This is a genomic window from Pseudomonas sp. W4I3 (assembly GCF_030816195.1).
GTDB lineage: Bacteria > Pseudomonadota > Gammaproteobacteria > Pseudomonadales > Pseudomonadaceae > Aquipseudomonas.
On the sequence record NZ_JAUSXS010000001.1, the window covers coordinates 931,282 to 955,276 of the forward strand.

The 23,995-nt window shown below is 62.5% G+C and carries 19 protein-coding genes; 6 read left to right on the plus strand and 13 right to left on the minus strand.

The genetic code is table 11. The features are described from left to right. Window positions 1–47: 47 nt before the first annotated feature. Entirely contained in the window at window positions 48–1,208 is a 1,161-nt protein-coding gene (locus QF045_RS04160) for an AAA family ATPase (protein ID WP_306491160.1), read from the minus strand. Between the two features lie 121 nt (window positions 1,209–1,329). Here QF045_RS04160 and QF045_RS04165 point away from each other — a divergent pair, with 121 nt between their 5' ends. From QF045_RS04165 to QF045_RS04180, 4 genes are all read left to right on the plus strand, one after another. Then, on the plus strand, window positions 1,330–2,412 hold the full coding sequence (locus QF045_RS04165; RefSeq protein ID WP_306491161.1) for an efflux RND transporter periplasmic adaptor subunit: 1,083 nt from the start codon (window positions 1,330–1,332) through the stop codon (window positions 2,410–2,412). Continuing rightward, complete coding sequence (locus tag QF045_RS04170; protein ID WP_306491162.1) at window positions 2,409–3,479, plus strand: efflux RND transporter periplasmic adaptor subunit; 1,071 nt, start codon at window positions 2,409–2,411, stop codon at window positions 3,477–3,479. Before QF045_RS04165 ends, QF045_RS04170 begins: the two co-directional genes overlap by 4 nt. Beyond that, the gene (locus QF045_RS04175) at window positions 3,476–6,532 is read left to right on the plus strand and encodes an efflux RND transporter permease subunit (RefSeq protein WP_306491163.1); all 3,057 of its coding nucleotides are present in this window, start codon (window positions 3,476–3,478) and stop codon (window positions 6,530–6,532) included. The genes QF045_RS04170 and QF045_RS04175 overlap by 4 nt, the downstream gene beginning before the upstream one ends. 193 nt (window positions 6,533–6,725) lie before the next feature. Next, a complete protein-coding gene (locus QF045_RS04180; protein WP_306491164.1) occupies window positions 6,726–8,927 on the plus strand; it encodes a glycoside hydrolase in 2,202 nt (733 codons plus the stop codon). Window positions 8,928–9,537: 610 nt separating this feature from the next. Here the strand turns inward: QF045_RS04180 and QF045_RS04185 are convergent. After that, window positions 9,538–10,164: a bifunctional 2-polyprenyl-6-hydroxyphenol methylase/3-demethylubiquinol 3-O-methyltransferase UbiG gene (locus tag QF045_RS04185; protein ID WP_306491165.1), complete on the minus strand. Its 627-nt coding sequence runs from the start codon at window positions 10,162–10,164 to the stop codon at window positions 9,538–9,540. 180 nt (window positions 10,165–10,344) lie between these two features. Here QF045_RS04185 and QF045_RS04190 point away from each other — a divergent pair, with 180 nt between their 5' ends. After that, window positions 10,345–11,427 (plus strand): hypothetical protein, encoded by a 1,083-nt coding sequence (locus QF045_RS04190; RefSeq protein WP_306491166.1) that lies wholly within the window; start codon window positions 10,345–10,347, stop codon window positions 11,425–11,427. 2 nt (window positions 11,428–11,429) lie between these two features. Here the strand turns inward: QF045_RS04190 and QF045_RS04195 are convergent, their stop codons facing one another. The 11 genes from QF045_RS04195 to QF045_RS04245 all read right to left on the minus strand — a co-directional run bounded on the left by QF045_RS04195 (window position 11,430) and on the right by QF045_RS04245 (window position 22,779). Next, on the minus strand, window positions 11,430–12,074 hold the full coding sequence (locus QF045_RS04195) for a methionine ABC transporter permease (RefSeq protein ID WP_056858169.1): 645 nt from the start codon (window positions 12,072–12,074) through the stop codon (window positions 11,430–11,432). Beyond that, on the minus strand, window positions 12,064–13,179 hold the full coding sequence (locus QF045_RS04200) for a methionine ABC transporter ATP-binding protein (protein WP_306491167.1): 1,116 nt from the start codon (window positions 13,177–13,179) through the stop codon (window positions 12,064–12,066). Before QF045_RS04200 ends, QF045_RS04195 begins: the two co-directional genes overlap by 11 nt. After that, window positions 13,176–13,991: a MetQ/NlpA family ABC transporter substrate-binding protein gene (locus QF045_RS04205; protein ID WP_306491168.1), complete on the minus strand. Its 816-nt coding sequence runs from the start codon at window positions 13,989–13,991 to the stop codon at window positions 13,176–13,178. Before QF045_RS04205 ends, QF045_RS04200 begins: the two co-directional genes overlap by 4 nt. Before the next feature lie 134 nt (window positions 13,992–14,125). Continuing rightward, entirely contained in the window at window positions 14,126–15,478 is a 1,353-nt protein-coding gene (locus QF045_RS04210; protein ID WP_306491169.1) for an LLM class flavin-dependent oxidoreductase, read from the minus strand. Beyond that, window positions 15,478–16,671: an SfnB family sulfur acquisition oxidoreductase gene (locus tag QF045_RS04215; RefSeq protein ID WP_306491170.1), complete on the minus strand. Its 1,194-nt coding sequence runs from the start codon at window positions 16,669–16,671 to the stop codon at window positions 15,478–15,480. The genes QF045_RS04210 and QF045_RS04215 overlap by 1 nt, the downstream gene beginning before the upstream one ends. A 39-nt stretch (window positions 16,672–16,710) precedes the next feature. Further along, on the minus strand, window positions 16,711–17,952 hold the full coding sequence (locus QF045_RS04220; protein ID WP_306491171.1) for an SfnB family sulfur acquisition oxidoreductase: 1,242 nt from the start codon (window positions 17,950–17,952) through the stop codon (window positions 16,711–16,713). 187 nt (window positions 17,953–18,139) lie between these two features. Further along, on the minus strand, window positions 18,140–18,916 hold the full coding sequence (locus tag QF045_RS04225) for a hypothetical protein (RefSeq protein WP_306491172.1): 777 nt from the start codon (window positions 18,914–18,916) through the stop codon (window positions 18,140–18,142). Window positions 18,917–19,297: 381 nt separating this feature from the next. Next, on the minus strand, window positions 19,298–20,044 hold the full coding sequence (gene tcyN, locus QF045_RS04230) for an L-cystine ABC transporter ATP-binding protein TcyN (protein ID WP_306491173.1): 747 nt from the start codon (window positions 20,042–20,044) through the stop codon (window positions 19,298–19,300). A 2-nt stretch (window positions 20,045–20,046) separates the two neighbouring features. Continuing rightward, on the minus strand, window positions 20,047–20,712 hold the full coding sequence (gene tcyL, locus QF045_RS04235; RefSeq protein WP_124384637.1) for a cystine ABC transporter permease: 666 nt from the start codon (window positions 20,710–20,712) through the stop codon (window positions 20,047–20,049). After that, window positions 20,712–21,506: a cystine ABC transporter substrate-binding protein gene (gene tcyJ / locus QF045_RS04240; protein WP_306491174.1), complete on the minus strand. Its 795-nt coding sequence runs from the start codon at window positions 21,504–21,506 to the stop codon at window positions 20,712–20,714. Before tcyJ ends, tcyL begins: the two co-directional genes overlap by 1 nt. 277 nt (window positions 21,507–21,783) lie before the next feature. Then, a complete protein-coding gene (locus tag QF045_RS04245) occupies window positions 21,784–22,779 on the minus strand; it encodes a D-cysteine desulfhydrase (RefSeq protein ID WP_306491175.1) in 996 nt (331 codons plus the stop codon). A gap of 165 nt (window positions 22,780–22,944) precedes the next feature. Between QF045_RS04245 and epsC the strand changes: the two genes are divergently transcribed. Continuing rightward, on the plus strand, window positions 22,945–23,871 hold the full coding sequence (gene epsC / locus QF045_RS04250) for a serine O-acetyltransferase EpsC (RefSeq protein WP_306491176.1): 927 nt from the start codon (window positions 22,945–22,947) through the stop codon (window positions 23,869–23,871). Window positions 23,872–23,995 lie beyond the last annotated feature (124 nt).

Genomic DNA, 23,995 nt, shown 5'->3' on the forward strand with positions numbered 1-23,995 from the left:
AAATGTGGGAGGGGGCTTGCCCCCGATGAGGCCAGTACAATCACCCCCTATTCCGGCCAATGCCACGCCGGCGCATCCAGCAGCCCCTGGCCCACAATCCGCGTTTCCCCCAGCACCTTTTCCAGCACAATCGAATTACACCCCTCATCCTGCTGCAACGCCGCAATCAAGCGGCTGGCATGGGACACCACCCACACCTGGCAGTGCTTCGACGCTTCGATAATCAAGCGCGCCAAGGCGGGCAGCAGGTCCGGATGCAGGCTGGTTTCAGGTTCGTTCAGCACCATCATGGTCGGCGGTCGTGGCGTCAGCAGCGCGGCGATCAGCAGCAGGTAGCGCAAGGTGCCGTCCGACAACTCCGCCGCCGACAACGGTCGCAGCAAGCCTTGCTGGTGGAACTCGATGGCAAAGCGTGCGCCTTGCAACGGCTGGATATTCAAGCGCGCCCCAGGGAACGCATCGCTGACGGCGCGGTGCAAGGCATCCGGGTCGCCAATCTCGCGAATGGTCTGCAGCGCCGCCGCCAGGTCACGCCCGTCGTGATGCAGCACCGGCGTGCGCGTGCCCAACTGGGGCTGGCGCACGGGCGCGTCCACGTCGCTGCGAAAGTGATCATAAAAGCGCCAGCCACGAATGCTCTCGCGCAGCAGCAGCACTTCCGGCGAGCCACGCAGATTGCCGACCTGGTCGAACAGGCTGTGATAATTCGGCGTGTGCTGGGCCAACACATCCCACGACGGGCCTTCGCGAGCGCGCACCATCGGCCCGGAGCGTTGTACCAGCAAACTGGCGGGGCGGTAGACGTGCCCGGCCCAGATGCATTCTTTCTTGACCTCTGGGTCGAGGCTGAAAAACGACTCGGTGGGTTCCGGCAAGCCCAGGGAAATGGCGTAGCTGAAGTCTTCGGCGGCGAACCCCAGGCGTAGGCGCTTGACGCCCTGGCGCACGCTGGATTCGACCGGCACTTCGCCGCTGTGCATGCGCCGGCTGATGATTTGCGGCCCGGCCCAGAAGGTCGAGTCCAGCCCGCCTTCGCGGGCCAGCGCATTGATCACCCCGCCCTGGGCGGTTTCGGCCAGCAGGCGCAGGGCGCGGTACAAGTTGGACTTGCCGCTGCCATTGGGGCCGGTGACCAGGTTCAGTCGGCCCAGGGGCACCACCAGTTTATTGATCGAGCGGTAATTGGCCACCGCGAGGGTCTTGAGCATGGCAATCGAGTCGGTGTGGGAACCCTTGAAGTATGGGATCCTGCAGGCAGATAAGGAACCCTCAACTAAGCTCACAGTCGCATACACACTGGCACGTCAGCATCACGCAAAAGGAGCCTGCATGGGCGGTCGCATTTCCACATTTTTGTTCGGCCTTGGCTTACTGACGCTGCTTGGCGGCTGTGGCGAGGAAAAGGCCGAACCCAAGGCCCATTCCCGAGTTTTCGTGCAAACCGTGCAGCCGGCGGATTTCGCTGCCGCGGTCACGCTCACCGGGGATATCCAGGCGCGGGTGCAAACCGATTTGTCCTTTCGTGTGGGGGGCAAGATCATCCAGCGCATGGTCGACGTCGGTGATCGAGTGACGGCCAAACAAGTGCTGGCCAAGCTTGACCCCAAGGACCTGCAGACCAACGTCGACTCGGCCCAGGCCCAGGTCGTGGCCGAGCAGGCGCGGGTCAAGCAAGCGGCTGCCGCCTTCGTGCGCCAGGAAAAACTCTTGCCCAAGGGCTACACCAGCCGCAGCGAATACGACGCCGCCCAGGCCGCGCTGCGCAGCAGCCAGAGCGCCTTGGCCGCCGCCCAGGCCCAGTTGGCCAACGCCCGTGAACAACTCGGCTACACCGCCTTGATCGCCGATGCGCCGGGCATTATCACGGCGCGCCAGGCGGAAGTCGGCCAGGTGGTACAAGCCACCGTGCCGATCTTCAGCCTGGCCCGCGATGGCGAACGCGACGCGGTGTTCAACGTTTACGAGTCGCTGCTGGTGGAGCCGCCGCCGGATGCGCCGATCACCGTCAGTCTGCTGGATAACCCGAGCATCAAGGCGCAGGGCAAGGTGCGTGAAGTCACCCCTGCCGTGGCCGCCAACACCGGCACCGTGCAGGTGAAGATCGCCCTGCAAAGCCTACCCAAAGGCATGGAACTGGGCTCGGTGGTGAGCGCCACCGCCAATGGCCCGGCCAAGGCCAGCATCGAGTTGCCGTGGTCGGCCCTGACCAAGGTCCTCAGCGAACCCGCCGTGTGGCTGGTGGACGGCGACGGCAAGGCGCAGCTGCACAAGGTCACGGTGGCGCGCTACCTCACCGGCAAAGTGATTATCGGCGACGGCCTTAAAGGCGGCGAAAAAGTTGTGGTGGCCGGTGGGCAGTTGCTGCACCCCGGCATGCTCGTCGAAATCGCCCAGCAAGGAGCGCAGCCATGAAGCAACTGACGGTTATCCTCGCCGCCAGCCTGTTGCTGGTGGCCTGCTCCAAGGAAGAAGCGCCGCCCGAACCGGTGCGCCCGGTGCTGTCCATGGAAGTGAAGGCCGAAGACCAGGAAAACCTCGGTCGCTTTGCCGGCACTATCCAGGCGCGCTACGAAAGTAACCTGGGTTTCCGCGTACCTGGCCGTATCGCTCGCCGCACTGTGGACGTGGGCGCCGAGGTGGAGAAGGGCGCCTTGCTCGCCGTCCTCGACCCCACCGACCAGCAGAACCAGTTGCGCGCCGCCCAGAGTGACCTGGCCCGCGTGCAGGCGCAGTTCATCAACGCCCAAGCCAATGCGCGCCGCCAGCAAGAGCTGTTCAACCGTGGCGTCGGTGCCCAGGCTCAGCTCGACGTGGCCCAGACCGACCTGAAAACCACCCAGGCGAGCCTCGACCAGGCCCGCGCGTCGGTCAATCAGGCCAGGGACCAGCTCAACTACGCCGAACTGCGCACCGACCATGCCGGCATCGTCACCGCCTGGAACGCCGAGGCCGGCCAGGTGGTCAGCGCCGGCCAGCAAGTGGTGACCCTGGCTCGGCCAGACATCAAGGAAGCGGTGATCGACCTGCCTGCCGGCCTGGCCGAGCGCCTGCCCGCGGACGTGGTGTTCCTGGTGGCCGGGCAACTGGACCCCAGCGTGCATACCACCGCCATCGTCCGCGAGATCGAGCCCCAGGCCCAAAGCGCCACGCGCACCCGTCGTGCGCGCTTGACCCTGACCGACACCCCGGCTGCGTTTCGCCTGGGCACCGCCATCAGCGTGACCGTGAGCACCGCCATTGCGCCGCGTATCGAGCTGCCCCTGAGCGCCCTGCAGTACGTCGACGGCAAGACTCGCATCTGGCTGCTCGACACCCAGAGCCAGACGGTGCAACCGCGTGATGTCACGGTCGTCAGCCGTGACACCAAAAGCGCGCTGCTCAACGCGGGCGTCAAGCCCGGTGAGCGCATCGTCACCGCCGGTGTGAACAGCCTGAAAGCCGGGCAAAAAGTCAAAATCGACGAGGACAGCCCGCGATGAAAGGCAGCTTCAACTTATCCGACTGGGCCCTCAAGCATCAGTCCTTCGTCTGGTACCTGATGTTCGTCGCGCTGCTGATGGGCGTGTTCTCGTACATGAACCTGGGCCGCGAGGAAGACCCCTCGTTCACCATCAAGACCATGGTGATCCAGACCCGCTGGCCGGGCGCAACCCAGGAAGAAACGCTCAAGCAGGTCACCGACCGCATCGAGAAAAAACTCGAAGAGCTCGACTCCCTCGATTACGTCAAAAGCTACACCCGGCCGGGCGAGTCCACGGTGTTCGTGTTCCTCAAGGACACCACCAGCGCCAAGGCCATCCCTGAGATCTGGTACCAGGTTCGCAAGAAGATCGACGATATTCGCGGCACCTTCCCCCAGGGGCTGCAGGGGCCGTCGTTCAACGATGAGTTCGGTGATGTGTTCGGCTCGGTGTACGCCTTCACCGGCGACGGCCTGTCGATGCGCCAGTTGCGCGACTACGTGGAGCAGGTGCGCGCCGAAATCCGCTCGGTGCCGGGGCTGGGCAAGGTCGAGATGATCGGCCAGCAGGACGAAGTGATTTACCTGAATTTCTCCACGCGCAAACTGGCAGCCCTGGGCATCGACCAGCGCCAGGTGGTGCAAAGCCTGCAATCGCAGAACGCGGTGACGCCCGCCGGGGTAATCGAAGCCGGACCGGAGCGGATTTCCGTGCGCACCTCGGGGCAGTTCGCCTCGGAGAAGGACCTGGCCAACGTCAACCTGCGCCTCAATGACCGCTTCTATCGCCTGGCCGACATTGCCGACATCAGCCGTGGCTACGTCGACCCGGCGCGGCCGATGTTCCGTTTCAACGGCAAGCCGGCGATTGGCCTGGCGATTGCGATGCAGAAGGGTGGCAACATCCAGTCGTTCGGCAAGGCGCTGCACGGGCGTATGGACGAGCTGACCGCCGACCTGCCGGTGGGCGTCGGCGTGCACAAGGTCTCGGACCAGGCCGAAGTGGTGGAGGAGGCCGTCGGCGGCTTTACCAGTGCGCTGTTCGAAGCCGTGATCATCGTGCTGGTGGTGAGCTTTATCAGCCTGGGCATGCGTGCCGGGCTGGTGGTGGCGTGCTCGATTCCGTTGGTGCTGGCGCTGGTGTTCGTGTTCATGGAATACAGCGGCATCACCATGCAGCGGGTGTCGTTGGGCGCCTTGATCATCGCCCTCGGCCTGCTGGTGGACGATGCGATGATTACCGTGGAAATGATGATCACACGCCTGGAAAAAGGCGAAACCAAGGAGCAGGCGGCGACTTACGCCTACACCTCCACGGCATTCCCGATGCTCACCGGTACGCTGGTGACCGTGGCCGGTTTTGTGCCGATCGGCCTTAACGCCAGTTCGGCGGGCGAGTACACCTTCACCTTGTTCGCGGTGATCGCCGTGGCGATGTTGGTGTCGTGGGTGGTGGCGGTGCTGTTTGCACCGGTTATCGGCGTGCATATCCTCAGCACCAATGTAAAACCGCACAGCGCCGAGCCTGGGCGCATTGGCCGTGCCTTCAATGGCGGCATGCTCTGGGCCATGCGCAACCGCTGGTGGGCCATCGGCATCACCGTGGCGTTGTTTGTGGCCTCGGTATTTTCCATGCAGTTCGTGCAGAACCAGTTCTTCCCGTCGTCGGATCGACCGGAAATCCTGGTGGACCTGAACCTGCCGCAAAACGCCTCGATCAATGAAACGCGCAAAGCCGTCGACCGCCTCGAAGCCATCATCAAGGACGACCCGGACATCGCGCGCTGGAGCACCTACATCGGCCAGGGCGCGATCCGTTTCTACCTGCCGCTGGACCAGCAGCTGGAGAACCCGTACTACGCGCAGCTGGTGATCGTCAGCAAGGGCCTGGAAGAGCGCGGCGCGTTGATCACGCGCCTGCAGAAACGCCTGCGCGATGATTTTGTCGGCATCGGCAGTTTCGTGCAGCCGCTGGAAATGGGCCCGCCGGTAGGACGCCCCATCCAGTACCGCGTGTCCGGCAAAGACACCGATCAGGTGCGCAAGCACGCCATCGAACTGGCGACCTTGCTCGACCAGAACACCCACCTGGGCGAGATCATCTACGACTGGAACGAGCCGGGCAAAGTGCTGCGCGTGGATATCGCCCAGGACAAGGCGCGGCAACTGGGGCTGTCGTCGGAAGACGTGGCGCAGTTGATGAACAGCGTGGTCAGCGGCGCCTCGGTGACCCAGGTGCACGACGATATCTACCTGATCAACGTGGTCGGCCGCGCCGAAGACGCCGAGCGCGGTACGCCGGAAACCTTGCAGAACCTGCAGATCGTCACGCCCAACGGCACCTCGATCCCGTTGCTGGCCTTCGCGACCGTGCGCTATGAGCTGGAGCAGCCGCTGGTATGGCGTCGCGACCGCAAGCCGACCATCACCATCAAGGCCGCGGTGCGCGATGAGATGCAGCCGACCGACCTGGTCAAGCAGCTGGCGCCGACCATCCAGAAGTTCAGCGATGGCCTGCCGGTGGGTTACAAGGTCGCCACCGGCGGTACCGTGGAAGAGAGCGGCAAGGCCCAGGGCCCGATTGCCAGCGTGGTGCCGCTGATGCTGTTTTTGATGGCGACGTTCCTGATGATCCAGCTGCACAGCGTGCAGAAGATGTTCCTGGTGGCGAGTGTCGCACCGCTGGGGCTGATTGGCGTGGTGCTGGCGCTGATTCCCACGGGCACGCCCATGGGCTTCGTGGCGATCCTGGGCATCCTGGCGCTGATCGGCATCATCATCCGCAACTCGGTGATCCTGGTGACGCAGATTCACGAGTATGAAGTGGCGGGCTATTCGCCATGGGATGCGGTGGTGGAAGCGACCGAGCATCGACGCAGGCCAATTCTGCTTACAGCGGCGGCGGCCAGCCTGGGCATGATCCCGATTGCGCGGGAAGTGTTCTGGGGGCCGATGGCTTACGCGATGATCGGCGGGATCATCATTGCCACCTTGCTGACACTGCTGTTCCTGCCGGCGCTGTATGTGGCCTGGTATAAAATCCGCGAGCCAAAACAGGAAGAGCACGGTTAAAAATGTGGGAGGGGGCTTGCTCCCGATTGCGGTGTGCCAGTCAGCAAGTTTTTAACTGACAGACCGCTATCGGGGGCAAGCCCCCTGCCACAGGGATTTTTGCACAGCAGGAAACTTCCTGACATGACGCTTGGTTCGCTGCCAACCGCCGGGTGTTTTACCCTCCGACGTTCACTCTGAACGGTCGCCCGCCATGCACCCTGTGCGTCATACCTTGCTGATGTGTTGTCTCCTGCTATCGCCGCTGACCTTCGCCGGCACGGTTCTGGAAAATAAGCTGTGGCGCATTGAGCTTGAGCCCGCCACGTTGGCATTGCGTGTGACCCCGGCGGGCGAAGCTGCGGTACAAGCCTCCAGCGGTGTGGCCGCGCATGCGGTCAATGCACTGCGAGCCGATGCTAAGCAGGCCACCTGGCAATGGGACAACGGCGCCTATCGCCTCACGGCCCGGCTGGAACAGCGCGAACTGTCCCTGACAATCCAGGCCCGCGAGGCGGGTGAACTGGCCGTACTGCGTCAACCGGCCAGCGCCATGGGCCAAGGGCTGATCTGGCCGTTGGCCGAGGGGCATTACGTGCCTGTTGGTAACGCCGTGTGGAAGGATTTCCTGCTGGAACAAGGCGCGCTCGATACCACCCAGGACCTCAGCCTGCCGCTGTGGGGAGTGGATCACGGCCGCTTTACGCTCAACTGGCTGCTGACCAACCCCTATAACAACCGACTCGCATGGCGCGCGGACGGCCAGGGCCTGGCGCTGTCAGCGTCCCATGAATTCACCTCGCTTGAGCCGCACGCGCCGATGACGCTGCGCCTGTACCTGGGCGAGGCCGACCCGTTGGCCGGCGCCAAGCGTTATCGTCAGTGGCTGGTCGAGCAGGGCCGTTACGAGCCACTGGCGGACAAGCTGCGGCAAACCCCCGAGGCGGAAAAGTTGCTCGGTGCCAGTCACGCTTATCTGTGGGGCAACGGCTTGCTGGCGCTGGACGACGTGCTTGACTGGCCAAGGTTGATCAAACGGCTGCGCACGCACGTGCTCAAGGGGCTGATGGACACAGAGACCGCGACCGTACTCGCGAAGACCGACCCATTGAATCCCTATGAGCAGACCCTGCTGTTGCGCGGCCTCAACGCGGCCATCAACACCAAGGCCCGCCAGGCGTGGCAAGTGGAAGAGCCCGACATGACGCTCCTCGCCGCGCGCTACGGTGAGTTGCGCAGCGAGCTGGCAGCGGATTTTGCCGGCGCCTTGAGTGATCGCCCCGAAGCCTGGGGGGGTTCGACTATCCAGGCTTTGCGCGACGCCGGTCTGGGGCGTCTGCTGGTGACCCTGAGCGAAGGCTGGGAAGGCGGTCTGTGGCACCCCGAAGCCATTCGCGCCGGGGTGGATGCCGGTTACTTGATGGCGCCCTACGACTCCTATGAAACGGCGCTGTCGGCGACTGAAAACCCTGACTGGACCACTGCCCATCTGGGCGGCAAGGCGTACCGGGAATGCGCGGTTGTGTTGAAGGACGGCACGCTCAAGGTCGGCTTCCAACAATCGGGCTATTACACCGATCCGCGCTGTGTGCGGCCGTTGCTGGAGGCGCGGGTGCAGGCCGTGCAAGCCAAAGCGGGCTTCAATGCCTGGTTCCTGGATGTCTACGCAGCCGGCATGCTGTTCGACAATTATCGCAGCGGCGCCAGCATGACCCAGGCGCAAAACGCCGACGCCAATATCGACGCCTCACGCTGGATCAACACCGTGCCCAAGTTGGCAACGGGCTCTGAAGACGGCAACGCCATCACCGCCCAGGGCATCCTGTTTGCCCATGGTATGCAAACCCCGGTGATGGGTTGGGGCGATCGCGAGATGACTCGGGACGCTCAGTCACCTTACTACGCGGGCAACTGGTACCCGCTGGAGCAACCGACCGTGTTCTTCAAGCCGGTGCCCCTGAAAGCGTCGCTGCGCACGGTGTATTTCGACCCGACGATGCGCCTGCCGCTGTATCAGGCGGTGTTTCATGGCTCGGTGATCACCACCCATCACTGGTTGTTCGACAGCCTGAAACTGAACAATGTGCGGGTTGAAAACGAGCTGGCCCAACTGCTTTACAACGTACCGCCGCTGTATCACCTCAGTGCGGCGACGCTCAAGCAGCGGCTGCCGGTCATGCAGCGCCAGGACCGGTTTTTCCGCCCGTTGCATCAGCGATTGGCGACCCAGGCGATGACGGATTTTCGCTGGCTGACCGCAGATAAACAGGTGCAGCAAACCACGTTCGCCGATGGCACGCGGTTGGTGGCGAATTTCTCGGCGGGAGAACAACAAGGCTATGCCGGGCGCAGTGTGACCGCGCTGGTGGAGGGGGAAAAGCCGGTGGTGTATCAGGTGGGTCAGCAGGGAAATTGAGTCCATTGGGAGCAAGTCGAATCGTCGCACCGCCCTTCCCACAGGGGTATGCATTCCAAATGTGGGAGGGGGCTTGCCCCCGATAGCCATAGGTATCTACACAACTTTGTAGCAGCCTACGGTAACCACGATGCGAAGCGAGCCGCTCTTGATCTTGATCTTAGGCGCCCCGTTAAACCACGCTGGCCGGAATTCGATAGTGATTTGGAGGGTAAACCGGCAGGGATGCTGGTTTAGCCGCCCCGCGCCATGGATGGCGCGTGGCGGCGGCCCTCCAAATCAATGTCGGATTACGGGCACACCGAGCGTGAGCGAGGTGCCGAGTGGTGGGGCAGGAGCCCTTTTGGTTACTTTTGGGGCTCTTTTCCAAAAGTGACCCGCCGTAAGGGCGGAACCCTAAGCCGCCGTTACCGCAGCAACGGATATGTACTCGCTCTGATCCAACATCATTGTCGGCTTTCAGGCCGCCATCGGGGGCAAGCCCCCTCCCACATTGGAACGCTGGGCGTCAGTTAGAGAGGCTTCGGCTGCTGAGCCGTCACAGGCTTAGGGCCGCGCGAAGTTGTGTAGATACCTATGCCCCGATAGCGTCAGCCCAGGCGATACATCACTAAACCCTGCGCCACACGCTGGCCAACCAGGGCTGCTGCTCCCGAGGCAAACCCGCCGGCCGGTAATAATGCTCCAGCTCTACAAAGCCGGCCTCAGTCAGCAAACCCCGCCACGCCTCCAGATCGTGATAAGACCCATACCGCGGTCCGTTCCAGCCTTCCTGGTTGTCACCGCGAGGGTTGGAGCTGAACAGCACGCCCCCAGGCTTCAACGTGCCATGCAGTTGCTTGAGGACCCGGGGCAATTCCTGCTTGGGAATATGAAACAGCACCGCATTGGCAAACACCCCGTCGAAGCGCTCCGCGGGCAAGTCCAGCTTGAGGAAATCCTGCTGCAGCACCTCGCAGCCACTGTCATCCCGCGCCATTTGCGCGAACCGCTCGGAACCGTCCAGCCCCACGGCGATATGCCCCAGGCGCATGAAGGTTTGCAAGTCCCGGCCCGGCCCGCAACCGAAGTCCAGCACGGTAAACGGCGGCGCGCCGTGGAGATGCCGCAGCAGCGCGTCGATGTTCTGGCTCACATCGTGATCGCGGGTGCCTTCACGGAAGTCGTCGGCCACTTTGTTGTAATGGCCGAGGGTGGTCGAGGTGATTTTCTGGAGGTCGTCAGGGGCGAGTTTCATGGCGTGGCGCACTGCTGCGGCTGAGGTGGTTAGACTATACCTCAGGCCGCGTCCGGTTCAGTTGAAAGACGTTTATCGGGCGTAGGATGCTTCACTGTTTTGTGGCGTGAGTTTCTGACATACCGCACGCGTGGATTCTGGGTAACATCCCGGCCCTTACTTCAAGAGGCTTGTACATCCATGGAACCGGAAAAAAGCACCCCCAACAAAGTGGAGCGATATGCCACCCAATTGAGCAATGGGCTGTTATGGCTCAATGAGCGCGCATGGCCGCTGACGGTGGGTATCCTGTCGGTGGCGGGCCTGTATTTGTATCAATACATCCAGGTGGAGAAGGTGCCGCTGAGCATTCTGTCGGGGGCGGCATTTACCGCGTTGCCGGCGATGTTCGCAATGCTGGTATTTGTGATCGGCATGATGGGTGCGTCGATCCTGATCCCTACGTTTATCTTGTTCAAGCGCCTCAATGATGCAGGTGTGCGGCTTAGCGACCAACTCAATCTCAGCGCGCAGTCGCCGCAAGTAACGGCTCAACATCGCCGTCTGTTGCTGCACTGGGGCGCCAGCGTGATAGTGCTGGGTGTCTTCTGGTTGTGCGCCGTGTACCTGTCGGCGAATGTAGACAGTGGACCTTTGCTGACCACCAGCTGGATTGTGGCAATCGTGCTGGTGGTGCTGGCTTACGTCTGGATCATCATTCGGGCACGTCCCGCCCACGTCGCGCTGCGGGATATATCCGGCGAGTTCTGGATGGCCAGTGCCGGCGCCGGTGTCATCCAGATGCTGGTTATCCTGATCGTGACCGTGCCGGTTTCCCGCGCATTCAGCGAATACTCTGACAGCGTGGTGCTGTTTGCGCCCTTTATGGCTGCCGAATTGCTGGTGCTGTTCTTGATTCAGGGCAGTGGCGCCTGTCTTGTCGTGAGCATGAACGACCACAAGAATCCAGTGGCCAGCGCGGCACTGGCGGCCTTTACGCTGCTCATCGTGCTAGGGCTGATTCCCGCGACGGGGGCGAAGTTGGGTGGAATGCCCTTGCAGGCTTCCGCATCGGGAGGGCGCGCCTGCACCCTGATGGTCTGGTCAGCCGAGGCCAAGGTACCTGCGGCGCTGACCGACGCCCAAAGCCCGCAACGCAGCGTGAAACTGCGAATACTCGCGGATTCGGACGGCAGCTATATCGTGCGACCGTCACAGGCCAAGGAGAAAACCATCACTTTCGTGCCCCACGCCAATGTCGCCCAACTGGACGAGTGCCCCTGAACTCAGCGCTTGTTCAGTACGCGCGCCAACCGATCGCCGCCCAGCTGAATCACGGCCACCAGCACCACCAGCAGCACGATCACGGTGAGCATGATCTGCGTATCGAAGCGCTGGTAGCCGTAGCGGTAGGCAATGTCGCCCAAGCCACCGGCGCCAATCGCCCCGGCCATGGCCGATGAGTTGATCATGGTCACCAGGGTGATAGTGAACCCGCCGACGATCCCCGGCAGCGCTTCGGGCAACAGCACGTGCCAGATGATGTGCCAGCGGCGGCAACCCATGGCCTGTGCGGCTTCGATCAACCCATGGTCAACCTCGCGCAGGCTGACTTCGGCGATGCGCGCAAAGAACGGCGTGGCCGCGATGGTCAGCGGTACGACGGCCGCCCATACGCCGTAGGTGGTACCCACGATCAGGCGGGTGAACGGGATCAGCGCCACCATCAAGATCAGGAACGGAATGGAGCGGAACAGATTGACGAAGGCGCCCAGCACCCGGTTAAGCGCGGGCGCCTGATAGATGCCGCCTTTGTCGCTGGTCACCAGAAACACCGCCAGTGGAATCCCCACCAGCAAGGCGATCAACGACGACACGCCCACCATCAACAAGGTGTCGATGGCGCCCTGCAGCAAACGATCAAACCACATAGCCGAGTACCTCCACCTGTTGCGCCCAGCGCCCGGCGCGGTTGCGCAGCTCTTCGGCGTTGTGCGACGAACCATTTACCGCCAGTAATAATTGCCCCAGGGCATGCCCCTGGATGCGTTCCACACCGCCTTGCAGCAAACGCACGCGGCCGCCGAGGGCGCTGAACAGTGCGGCCAGGTCCGGTTCGTCTGTGTCGCTGCCGGTGAACTGCAAGCGCAACACCAATGCGGCATCTGCCGAGGCGGGTGTGGCGTGCAGGCGGCTTTGCAGCTCGGGTGGCAAGCCGTGCTGCAGCGGTGCGAGCAGGGTTTTGCTGACGTCATGCTGTGGGTTGCCAAACACTTGCCACACCGAGCCCTGCTCGACGATACGCCCGTGTTCCAGCACGACTACGCGGTCGCAGATTTCGCGGATCACCGCCATCTCATGGGTGATCAGCACGATGGTCAGGCCCAGGCGCTGGTTGATCTCGCGCAGCAGGCCGAGGATCGATTGGGTGGTTTCCGGGTCCAGCGCCGAAGTGGCCTCGTCGCACAGCAGGATCTCGGGGTCGTGCACCAGCGAACGGGCGATGCCCACGCGTTGTTTCTGCCCGCCCGAGAGCTGCGCCGGATAAGCCGTGTGCTTGTCCTGCAAACCCACCAGCTCCAGCAGTTCACGCACCTTCTGCTCACGCTGCGGCTTGGGCACCCCGGCGACCTTGAGCGGCAGTTCCACGTTCTGCCACACGGTCTTGGCTGACATCAGGTTGAAGTGCTGGAAGATCATGCCGATGCGACGGCGCAGCGCTACCAGGCGGTCTTCGTCGAAACCGCCGATGTCCACCTGATCGATCAGCACGCGCCCGCTGCTGGGTTGTTCCAGGCGATTGATGGTGCGGATCAGTGATGACTTGCCGGCGCCGCTGCGGCCGATGATGCCGAACACTTCGCCACGCGCAATCGCCAGGTCGATGCCTTGCAGGGCATGCACCGTGCCGTCATAGGTTTTGCCCAGGTTGATGAAACGCACATGGGCGCTGTTCAAGCCTGGATGCAGTTCGGTCTGCTCGGCGTCCCTGGGCAATGTGCCCAGGTCGCGCAGTTGGGCGTTGGCGGCGCTCATTTTTTATCGTCCCAGCCGACTTGGTAAAGCTTGCCGAGAGATTTATCCAGGGCGGCGCGCACCACTGGCGAGTGCTGGTAGATGTCGACGAACTTGATCACCCGCGGGTCGGTTTTGCTCTTGGGCTGGATCACGAACTGGATCACGTATTCCGGGTGGTCGAGGCCGTCGAACAGCAGCGCCGATTCCGCATCGAAGGTCTTGGACAGGCGGATGTACGCCGGGTAGCCCTGCACCAGGTCGGCGTCGTCATAGGCGCGCACCAGTTGCACGGCTTCCACCTGCAGGATCTTGATCTTTTTCGGGTTGCTGACGATGTCGTCTTCGGTGGCCTTGTAGCCCACGCCCGGCTTGAGGGTGATCAGCCCGGCCTTGGCCAGCAGCTGCAGGCCACGTCCGCTGTTGATCGGGTCGTTGGCGATGGCCACGCTGGCGCCTTCGGGCAGGTCGTTGAAGCTTTTGTACTTCTTCGAATACAGGCCGACGTTGTTGATGATGCCCGGCGCGTAAGGCACCAGGTCAAACCCGGCGGCGGCCTTGGCGTTTTCCAGGAAGGGAATGTGCTGGAAGTAGTTCACGTCGATATCGCCGGCGGCGAGGCTGACGTTCGGTGCGATCCAGTCGGTGAACTCCACCAGTTCGACTTTAAGGCCCTGTTTGCCGGCTTCTGCTACAGCGGCTTCCAGGGGGATGGCGAAGGCGGCGGTGGTGCCGACTTTCAACGGCGCGTCGTTGGCCATTACGGCTGAGCTGAACAGGCCGAAGGCCAAGGCCAGTGCTTTGACTGGGTGGGTGAGCAGTGTCTTTTTCATAAGTGTTTTCCAGTCATAAGAAACAATGAAGATCCAATGTGGGAGGGGGCTTGCTCCCGATGAGGCAGTGTCAGTGAGTACAGCTGTGTCTGACCCGCTGTTATCGGGAGCAAGCCCCCTCCCACATTTGGAATTCAGTGGCGGTAGGTCGCGCCGGTGTGTTGTTCGGGTAAGCGGGCAGTGCCCTGGAATACTTTTTCCCTGAGTGTCCCGTCCTCATACGCAGTCTTGTAGGAACCACGTCGCTGCAACTCCGGCACCACCAGATCAATGAAATCCACGTAACTTTCCGGCGTGACAATGCGTGTGAGGTTGAAACCATCCAGCCCGGTTTCGCTGATCCACGACTCCAGTTCATCCGCCACCTGTTCAGGCGAGCCCACCAGGGTGATGTAGCGCCCACCGAGGGCGTGCTGCTCGAGCAACTTGCGTCGGGTCCAGTCGTTGTTCTGCAGGTTTTTAGTGGCTGACTGGATGGCGTTGCTCTTCACGTACTGGATCGGTTCATCCAGTTCGTACGCGGAAAAGTCGATCGCGGTGGACGCCGAAAAGTGCGCCACACCAGCCTCCGCGCTGGCGTAGCTGAGGTACTCGGCGTGCTTGGCCCAAGCCAATGCCTCGGTCGCGCCGACGATCACGTTCAGCCCCATGAACACCTTGATGTCATCCGGGTTACGCCCGGCCTCGACCGCGCTGGCGCGCACCTTGTCCACCTGGATCTTGGTGGCGGCCTTGTTCTGCCCGCTGATGAAGACGCACTCGGCGTGGCGCCCGGCGAACTGCAGGCCGCGCTCCGAACTGCCGGCCTGGAACAGCACCGGCGTACGCTGCGGCGATGGCTCGCAGAGGTGATAGCCCTCCACCTGGTAGAACTCGCCGTGGTGTTCAACCTTGTGCACCTTGCCCGGCTGCGCATACACCCGCGCCTGGGAGTCGTTGATGACTGCGTCATCTTCCCAGCTGCCTTCCCAGAGTTTGTACAGCACCTCCAGGTATTCATCGGCCTGGTCATAACGGCGGTCATGCTCGACTTGCTCGGTCAGGCCCATGGCCTTGGCGGCGCTGTCGAGGTAGCCGGTGACGATGTTCCAGCCCACCCGGCCGCGGCTCAGGTGATCGAGGGTGGACATGCGTCGGGCGAACAGATACGGCGGCTCGTAGGTCAGGTTGGCGGTAAGGCCGAAGCCAAGGTTGCGGGTCACCGCCGCCATGGCCGAGACCAGCAGCAGCGGGTCGTTCACCGGCAATTGGATCGACTCTTTGAGCGGCACGTCGATGGACTGCTGGTACACGTCATACACGCCGACGATATCGGCGATAAACAAACCGTCGAACAGCCCGCGTTCCAGGGTTTTGGCCAGGTCCGTCCAGTACTCGAGGGTCTTGTACTGGGTGGACGTGTCCCGAGGATGAGTCCACAGGCCGTGGTTGATATGCCCGATGCAGTTCATGTTGAAGGCATTGAGCAGGATTTTTTTCTTGCTCATCAGATGGTCCCCCGCAGCGGTGGGTTTTCATCGTTGAGGTAGTAATTGCCCACTGCGTGATACTTCCAGCGCACCGGGTCGTGCAGGGTGTGAACCCGTGCGTTGCGCCAGTGGCGGTCCAGGCCGTGCTCGGCGAGGGTCGCCTGGCTGCCGGCCAGTTCGAACAGTGTGCTGCCGGCGGCCAGGGAGATTTCGGTGCTCAAGGCGCGCACTTCGGCGACGGCGATGGAGGCGGCCGCGACCGTCTGGGCATTGCTGTCGGCCTGGGCGCGGTCGAGGAATTCGCCGGAGCGCTCAAGTAACGCTTCGGCGGCGTGCAGGCGAATACTCAAGTGACCGAAACTCTTCAAGGTCAGCGGGTCTTCGGTGGCCTTGTCACTGCCCGAGTCGATCCAGGGGCGGGTCTTGGTGCGCACAAAATGCAGTGCGTCTTCGAAGGCCGCGCGGGCGATGCCGGTGTCGATGGCGGCGTGAAGAATCTGCGCCAGTGGGCCAACGGTGGTCGGGCGCTCGAAGGCGCTCTGGAACGGGACCACGTCCTGCGCCGCCACCCACACGTTGTCGAACACCACCGAGCCGCTGCCGGTGGTGCGCTGGCCGAAGCCGCTCCAGTCGTCGATCACGGTCAGGCCCGTGCTGTCGCGGGGCACGAAGGCCAGCTGCTGGACGCCGTTTTCATCCACCACCGAGGTGGGGATGCGCTGGGCATAGATCGCGCCGGTGGCGTAGAACTTGCGGCCATTGATGCGAAAACCCTCGCCGTCACGGGTGAGCTGGGTGACGCGGTCATGGGCGGTCTTGGTGCCCAGCTCCGCCAGGGCGTTGCCAAAGCGCTGGCCGGCCAGCACCTCGGCGTACAGCCGCTGCTGTTGTTCAGGGCTGCCGTTCACGCGCAGCACTTCAAGGGCATAAAAATGGTTTTGCGGGATCTGGCCCAGGGAGGCATCGGCCTGGGCAATCAGCGCAATGACCTTGGCCAGGGTGACGTTGGACACGCCAGCGCCGCCGTAGGCCTTGGGCACGCTGATGCCCCACAGGCCGGAGCGCGTGAACGCGTCCAGCTCGGGCAGTGGCAGGCGCCGCTCGCGGTCGCGCTGGGCGCTGTCGCGGCGCAGGTCTTCGGCCAGGTCACTGGCGACAACAAGGGCGTGTTCGTCGCCGCTGATCACCGCGACGTGAGTAGAAAGAGTCATGGGGGCTCCAGAAGCTCGTGGAAAAAGTGTTCTGGTTGGTCAAATCCAGGAATGGCGAGCCGGCAATGTGCCGTTCAAGCGATAGGCGCCGATGGCGTGATACTTCCAGCGCACCGGGTCATGCAGCGTGTGCACCCGCGCGTTGCGCCAGTGCCGGTCAAGGTTGAATTCGGCGAGGGTGGCGCGGCTGCCGGCCAGCTCGAAGAGTTTTTCGCTGACCAGCAATGACACTTCGGTCGTCAGTACCTTGGCTTCGGCGACGGCAATCGACGCGCGTGCGGCCGACTGCGCGGTGATGGGCGCGGCGCTGACCTCGTCCAGTACCTGGCCGGCTTTGCGCAGCAGCGCTTGCGCGGCATGCAGCTCGATTTTCAGCTTGCCGATGTCCGCGATCACATACAGGTCGTCGCTGGCCCGCTCGGCCTTGGCGTCGATCCACGGACGCGAGCGCTCACGTACGAAGGCGATGGTGTCGTCCAGCGCACCACGGGCAATGCCGGCGTCGATGGCGGCCTGGATCAGTTGCGACACGGCACCCTGGATATTCGGGCTTTCGCCCAGGCGCCAGTTTTCCACCACCAGCTCGGCGTCCACCGACACCCGGTCAAGCAGCACGGTGCCGCTGGCGGTGGTGCGTTGGCCAAAGCCCGACCAGTCATCCACGATGCGCAGCCCCTCGCTGCCACGGCGCACAAACGCCATGACCTGCTTGCCGTCATCGTTGAGGGCTTTGATGGCCACCCAGTGGGCAAAGAGTGCGCCGGTGGAATAGAACTTCTGGCCGCTGACCACATAACCGTCACCTTTGGCGGTGATGCGCGCCTTGAGCTCCAGGGTGTTTTTGGTGCCGCGTTCCGGGCCGCCATTGCCGATGCGCCAGCCGTCGAGCACGCTCTGGAACAGCTGTTTTTTCTGACGCTCGCTGGCGGTGTTCTGCAGCAGGTGCAGGATGCCGAAATGGTTTTGCGGGATCTGCCCGAGCGCCGGGTCGGCCGCGCTGATGATCGCGAAGACTTCGGCCAGGGTGACGAACGAAACCTGCGGGCCGCCGTACTCGCGGGGAATGGAAATACTGCCCAACCCGCTGCGGGTGAACTGTTCGATCTGTGCCCAAGGCAATTGGCGCTGCTGGTCGCGCTTGGCGGCTTGCAGGCGCGCGGCGTCGGCCAGCGCATGGGCCGCGCTCAGCGCCTCGGCGTCGTTGCGCAGCACGGTGGCCGGCAACAACAGGGGGGCTGCGTCCAGATCACTCTGGGGGGGTGTTAGAGCCAAGTTAGACATCAGCGCCGCTCCTTGGCTGCACGTAATGCCCTGGCGTTATGCACCGGGGTAATTCTGACCATACCGACCTCGCATTCAATGAAATAAAAACAGAAAAATCAGGAATGTCCGGTGGTCCGGTGCATATACCCTAAGCGTGTTTATTTTTTAAATAAACTAACTTTTAGGAATATGCATAGAAGGGGCATCACCCCGGTTCGCAGGGCGAGCCGAAAGGGCGGGCTCGATAGGCTGCCTTGGCTGCGTCGGGGCACATGGGAATCCAGGCGGCAATGCGCAAAGTGCGGGCCGGCGCCCAGCGTGAGTTGTTGCCGACCCGATCGAGAATGCAGTACGTCACCTCCAGGCGGCAGTCGTCGCCGCCCTCGATAATCACCGTCGACGGCACCCAGACCTGCACCGCCAGGCCGACGGCCTTAGCCTGGATTGCCGGCAGGTCCATGCGTATGTCACCCCAGCGCAGGGTGATGGCATCGCCACTGGCCATGTTCGCGTAAGGCTCGATGGTCAGCGGAATGCCGCGTTGCACCTGGCGACTGTTGACGCCCTGGCGGCGGATGGTTTCGGGCAGGTTGACGGGCGCCAGGTTCTGGTTTTCGTCGCTGTACAGGTTCGACGGCTCGCCGCCGGGGTAGTTGGTCTTGACCCGTACCTGGGTGGTGGCCGAGCGTGCCGGGCCGTGGCCGATTTGCATGACCTGGTAGTGCACGCGTGCCGGGCCGTCCTGTACAAAACTTTCCGGCACCCGCAGGTGGGTCGCCGTGCCGATCTTGCCGGCCGTGACCCGGCGAGAGGCGGCAAAGCAGTTGTTCCAGAACAACTCGATCACGTCGCCTTCCTCCATGCCGGGGTAAGGCGCAATGTCGACCTGCAATTGGGCGGCTGCGTGGGCGCTGATGCCGTTTCGAACGGCTTGGGGCAGGGTGGGTGCGGTCAGCATGGCCGGGGTTGTAGTGTGCGTCATAAGTGTTCTCCTTGATGCAGCCAGCAGCAATCGTTCCGGGCCCTGGGCGCGGGTGCGCAAAGGGGGCCGAAAGAACGATTCAGTGAGTAGCCGGGATAGGATCCAATCCTCTGGACGCTAGATAAGAGGGTTGAGCGGCAGGCGTCAATGGCGGCAAAAGGCTAAACGGCGAGCTGGAGAATATTCAGAAGGGTCTGACTGGCAGAGGAATTTCAAGAAGGGCGTAGCGGGTTGTTTTACCAGCAGAAATGGCGATTGCGTGTAGGAGCGCCTCTCCGTGGTGAGGGAGCTTGCTCCCGCTGGGCTGCGCAGCGGCCACAAGTTTTTCAGGACCGCTTCACACCCCAGCGCAAGCAAACTTTCCAGCCACAACACGCCAACTCAATGCGCGAGAAACTTGCTCAGAAACTGCCGCGTGCGCTCTTCTTTCGGGTTGGCGAACAGCGCCTTGGCTTCGCCCTGTTCAACAATCACACCCTTGTCGAAAAAGATCACGCGGTTGGCCACATCACGGGCAAAGCTCATCTCGTGGGTGACGATCACCATGGTGCGATTTTCTTCGGCGAGGCTGCGGATGGTTGCCAGCACTTCACCGACCAGTTCGGGGTCGAGTGCGGACGTGGGTTCGTCGAACAGAATCACCTCGGGCTCCATGGCCAACGCACGAGCGATCGCCACACGCTGCTGCTGACCGCCGGACAAGCGCCGCGGATAAGCCGCCTCCTTGCCCGCCAGACCGACCCTGGCCAGTAGCTTGCGGCCCAGTTCGGTCGCCGCTTCGCGTGGCATCTTCTTGACCACGATCGGGCCTTCGATGACGTTTTCCAGCGCGGTGCGATGGGGGAACAGGTTGAAGTTCTGGAAGACAAACCCGACGTGCTGGCGCAGGCGTCGCACCAGGCCCTGTTGCTGGTTGAGCGGCTTGCTGCCGTCGATCTGGATGTCGCCCACCTTGATACGGCCGCTGGTGGGTTCTTCGAGAAAATTCAGGCAGCGCAGGAAGGTGGTCTTGCCGGAACCGCTGGGGCCGATGATGGCCACGACTTCGCCGGCCTTGACCTCAAGGTCGATGCCGTTGAGCACCACCTGACCGTTGAATTGTTTGGTCAGTTTTTCAACCACGATCATGCTCAAGACTCCAGGTCGTGCCGGTTGACCCGGTCTTCCAGACGATTTTGCAGATGCGCCAGGATGCTCGCCAGGATCCAGTAGATCAGGGCTGCGGACAGATACATGGTGAAAATTTCGAAGGTGCGCGCAGACACCAGTTGCGCCTGGCGGAACAGCTCGGGCACCTGGATGGTGGCGGCCAGCGCCGTGTCCTTGACCAGTGAAATAAAGCTGTTGCCCAGCGGCGGCAGGGCCGTGCGCATCGCTTGCGGCAGGATGGCCCGGCGCAACGTTTGCGCACGGGTCATGCCGATACTTGCGGCGGCTTCCCACTGGCCACGCTCGATGGAGGCGATGGCGGCCCGCAGGATTTCACAGGCATAGGCGGCCATGTTCAGCGAAAAGCCGATCATGGCAGCCGGGATCGGGTCCAGCTCGATGCCCACTTGCGGCAAGCCGTAGTAGATCAGGAACAGTTGCACCAGCAAGGGCGTGCCGCGAAAGAACGACACGTAGACGCGGGCGACCCAGCGCAGCAGCATGAAGCGCGACAAGCGCATCAGCGCCAGGCCGAAGCCCAGCACCAGGCCGAAAAACATCCCGCCCAGGCTGAGGATCACCGTGTAATACGCGCCCTTGAGCAGAAAGGGCGCGGAGTCCAGCGCGAGTTGGAAACCTGCTTCCATTATTGAGTGACGTCAGCGTTGAAGTATTTCTCGGACAGCTTCTTCAAGGTGCCGTCGGCGCGCAGCTTGTCGAGGGCTTTGTTCACCGCGTCGAGCAGTTCAGGCTCGCCTTTGCGCAGGGCGATGCCGGACTCCTGGCGGGAGAAGGCGTCGCCGGCAGCGGCGGTGTCCTTGGCTTTCTTGGCGTATTCCAGCGCGGCCAGGCGGTCGATCAGGATCGCGTCAATGCGGCCGATGCGCAGGTCCTGGAATTTGGTCGGGTCGTCGTTGTAGGTCTTGATGATGGCTTTGGGTTGGTTGTCCTTGAGCCATTGTTCATAGTTGGTGCCCAGGCCCACACCGACTTTCTTGCCGGCCAGGTCATCGGCGGTCTTGATGGTGTCGACGTTCTTGGCCAGGGTCAGCGCCTGGATACCGGAGATGGTGTAGGGCTTGGAGAAGTCATACTTCTTCTTGCGCTCTTCGGAGATCGTCACTTGGTTGACCACGGCGTCCAGGCGCTTGGATTCGAGGGCGGCGAGGATGCCGTCCCAAGGCGTGGCTTGCAGCTTGACCTTGACGCCCAGCTCCTTGGCCAGCGCCTCGGACAGCTCGACTTCGAAGCCACTGAGCTTGCCGCTTTCATCGACAAAGCTGAAGGGTGGGTAGGTGCCTTCCAGGCCGATCTTGATCTCACCGGCTTTCTTGATGGTGTCCAGCTGCTCGCCGGCAACCGCCTGGCCGAGCACGCCTGCGCCGAGCGCCAGGCCCAATGTGCCGACCAGCAATGTGCGACGCAATACAGAAATAGTCATGAAGAGCCCCTATGGTTTTTTATGGTGAGCAAAGCCGGTGACGCAGTAGCCGTATCCTGCCTTAAAGCGCGGTGCGCGTCTTCGCCTTCGGCGCGATGATAGTGCGGGTTTTTAAGACTTGAAAATAATATAAATCATATTTGATATTCGTTTTTTGAATATGCGCGAATCCAATGTGGGAGGGGGCTTGCCCCCGATAGCGGTGCACCATTCAATACATGTGTTGGCGGACCCTCTGCTATCGGGAGCAAGCCCCTCCCACACTGACAGCATCTAGTCAGTTAAATACTGAGTCATAAGCAAACAACGCCGGCGCCCCGCCGGTGTGCAGGAAAATGATCGGCCCGTCCGCAAAGCGCTGACGTCCGATGCCGTCGAGCAGGCCCGCCATGGCCTTGCCGGTGTAGACCGGGTCCAGCAACAGACCTTCCTGGCTGGCCAAAAGTTTGATCGCCGACAACGTGCCTGCATTCGGCTCGCCATACCGTGGGCCGAAGTATTCGTCCCACAGGATCACCTTGAATGCCTCGGGTACATCGACGCCAAGCAGCTCGGCCGTGCGTTCGGCCAGGCCTTGGACTTTCGGGCGTTGTGCTTCATCGGTGCGCGACACGGTGACGCCAATCACCGGCAGGTCCGGCAGCGCTTGGCTCAGCGCCAATGCCAGGCCGCTGTGGGTGCCGGCACTGCCTGAGGCGAGTACCACCGCCGCGAAGTCGAGGCCGCTGTCTTCGATCTGTGCCGCCAGCTCCAGGCCGGCACGCACATAGCCCAGCGCGCCGAGGGCATTGGAGCCGCCGATAGGCACCAGGTAGGGTTTCTTGCCGTTGCTGCGCAGGCGGTCGGCCAGGGCGTTGAGTTGGTCGTCGGCGTTGTCGAGGTTTTCCACCCGCTCCACCTTGGCGTCAAACAACTCCAGCAACAGGCGGTTACCGTTGCCCAGGTAATTAGGGTCTTCGGTGCCGGTGGGGTTTTCCAGCAGGGCGACGCAGCCCAGGCCGAGTTTGGCGGCCAGCGCGGCGGTCTGGCGCACGTGGTTGGACTGAATGGCGCCGGCGGTGATCAGGGTGTCGGCGCCCTGGGCGATGGCGTCGGCGGCGAGGTATTCAAGTTTGCGCAGTTTGTTGCCACCCATGGCCAGCGGGGTGGTGTCGTCGCGTTTGACGTAGATCTCCCTGCCCAGCCAGGCCGACAGCCGCTCGAGTTTTTCCAGGGCGGTGGCGCCGCCCAGCAGTTCCAGGCGGTTAAAGCGGTCGAGGTGTTGTTTGATCATGGCTACGCACGGTGGCTAAGTGATGAGGCGACTATAGGCAGGCACTTTTCATCGGGCAACCGGCAATCGCTTATGTCGGATGGTTCTTAGCCTCACACCATTGGTTCTTAAGAGCTGCCAGGGTGCATATCGTAGAGTGAGGCCATTTCGTCAGGAGTGAAGACCGTGAGTGAGCGTTCCAGTCATTGGCAATTACCGACCATCGTCAGCCAACTGCGCAGCGCCCGCGACCAGTGGCGAACGCGCAATGGTCGCCTGAGTGGCGAACACGGTGGCCGCGAATTACCGTCCCGCGAGGCCGTAGCGCAGATTCTTGAAGCGTTGTGCGGCGCACTCTTCCCGATGCGCCTGGGCCCGGTGGACCTGCGTGAAGAAAGTGAAGATTTCTACGTCGGGCATACCCTCGATGTCGCCCTTAACGCCTTGCTCGCCCAGGCCCGCCTGGAACTGCGCTACGCCGCGCGCCAGGGCGGCCAGGATGACAGTGAAGTCAACGCCCATGCCATTCGCCTGATCCAGGATTTCGCCCTGGCATTACCGGCTTTGCGCAGCCTGCTGGACACCGACGTACTGGCCGCCTACCACGGTGACCCGGCCGCGCGCAGCGTGGATGAGGTGCTGCTGTGCTATCCAGGCATCCTCGCGGTGATTCACCACCGCCTCGCCCATCACCTGTACCGCGCCGGTCTGCCATTGCTGGCGCGGATCAGTGCGGAAATCGCTCACTCGGCCACCGGTATCGATATCCACCCCGGCGCGCAGATCGGCCCGAGTTTCTTTATCGACCACGGGACCGGTGTGGTCATTGGCGAGACGGCGATCATCGGCGAGCGGGTGCGGATCTACCAGGCGGTGACGTTGGGCGCCAAGCGCTTCCCGGCGGACGAGGACGGGCAGTTGCAGAAAGGCCATCCGCGTCATCCTATCGTTGAGGATGATGTGGTGATTTACGCGGGCGCCACCATTTTGGGGCGGATTACCATCGGCAAGGGCTCGACCATTGGCGGTAATGTGTGGCTGACCCGCAGCGTGCCGGCCGAGGCGAATATCACCCAGGCCAATCTGCAGCATGACGATGGCGCCCAAAAGTAACGAACCTGCACGAATCCCCTGTGGGAGGGGGCAAGCCCCCTCCCACATTTATCTGCATTTCAAATTCGGGTTGCTGAACGTTTTGTCATCTCCACCCGTCATACCAATCCCTGAGCGTGTGTAG

Bases quoted from the DNA above. Each gene is read 5' to 3' on its own strand.
- QF045_RS04160 (WP_306491160.1), bottom strand. From the start codon at position 1,208: ATGCTCAAGACCCTCGCGGTGGCCAATTACCGCTCGATCAATAAACTG.
- QF045_RS04165 (WP_306491161.1), top strand. From the start codon at position 1,330: ATGGGCGGTCGCATTTCCACATTTTTGTTCGGCCTTGGCTTACTGACG.
- QF045_RS04170 (WP_306491162.1), top strand. From the start codon at position 2,409: ATGAAGCAACTGACGGTTATCCTCGCCGCCAGCCTGTTGCTGGTGGCC.
- QF045_RS04175 (WP_306491163.1), top strand. From the start codon at position 3,476: ATGAAAGGCAGCTTCAACTTATCCGACTGGGCCCTCAAGCATCAGTCC.
- QF045_RS04180 (WP_306491164.1), top strand. From the start codon at position 6,726: ATGCACCCTGTGCGTCATACCTTGCTGATGTGTTGTCTCCTGCTATCG.
- QF045_RS04185 (WP_306491165.1), bottom strand. From the start codon at position 10,164: ATGAAACTCGCCCCTGACGACCTCCAGAAAATCACCTCGACCACCCTC.
- QF045_RS04190 (WP_306491166.1), top strand. From the start codon at position 10,345: ATGGAACCGGAAAAAAGCACCCCCAACAAAGTGGAGCGATATGCCACC.
- QF045_RS04195 (WP_056858169.1), bottom strand. From the start codon at position 12,074: ATGTGGTTTGATCGTTTGCTGCAGGGCGCCATCGACACCTTGTTGATG.
- QF045_RS04200 (WP_306491167.1), bottom strand. From the start codon at position 13,179: ATGAGCGCCGCCAACGCCCAACTGCGCGACCTGGGCACATTGCCCAGG.
- QF045_RS04205 (WP_306491168.1), bottom strand. From the start codon at position 13,991: ATGAAAAAGACACTGCTCACCCACCCAGTCAAAGCACTGGCCTTGGCC.
- QF045_RS04210 (WP_306491169.1), bottom strand. From the start codon at position 15,478: ATGAGCAAGAAAAAAATCCTGCTCAATGCCTTCAACATGAACTGCATC.
- QF045_RS04215 (WP_306491170.1), bottom strand. From the start codon at position 16,671: ATGACTCTTTCTACTCACGTCGCGGTGATCAGCGGCGACGAACACGCC.
- QF045_RS04220 (WP_306491171.1), bottom strand. From the start codon at position 17,952: ATGTCTAACTTGGCTCTAACACCCCCCCAGAGTGATCTGGACGCAGCC.
- QF045_RS04225 (WP_306491172.1), bottom strand. From the start codon at position 18,916: ATGACGCACACTACAACCCCGGCCATGCTGACCGCACCCACCCTGCCC.
- tcyN (WP_306491173.1), bottom strand. From the start codon at position 20,044: ATGATCGTGGTTGAAAAACTGACCAAACAATTCAACGGTCAGGTGGTG.
- tcyL (WP_124384637.1), bottom strand. From the start codon at position 20,712: ATGGAAGCAGGTTTCCAACTCGCGCTGGACTCCGCGCCCTTTCTGCTC.
- tcyJ (WP_306491174.1), bottom strand. From the start codon at position 21,506: ATGACTATTTCTGTATTGCGTCGCACATTGCTGGTCGGCACATTGGGC.
- QF045_RS04245 (WP_306491175.1), bottom strand. From the start codon at position 22,779: ATGATCAAACAACACCTCGACCGCTTTAACCGCCTGGAACTGCTGGGC.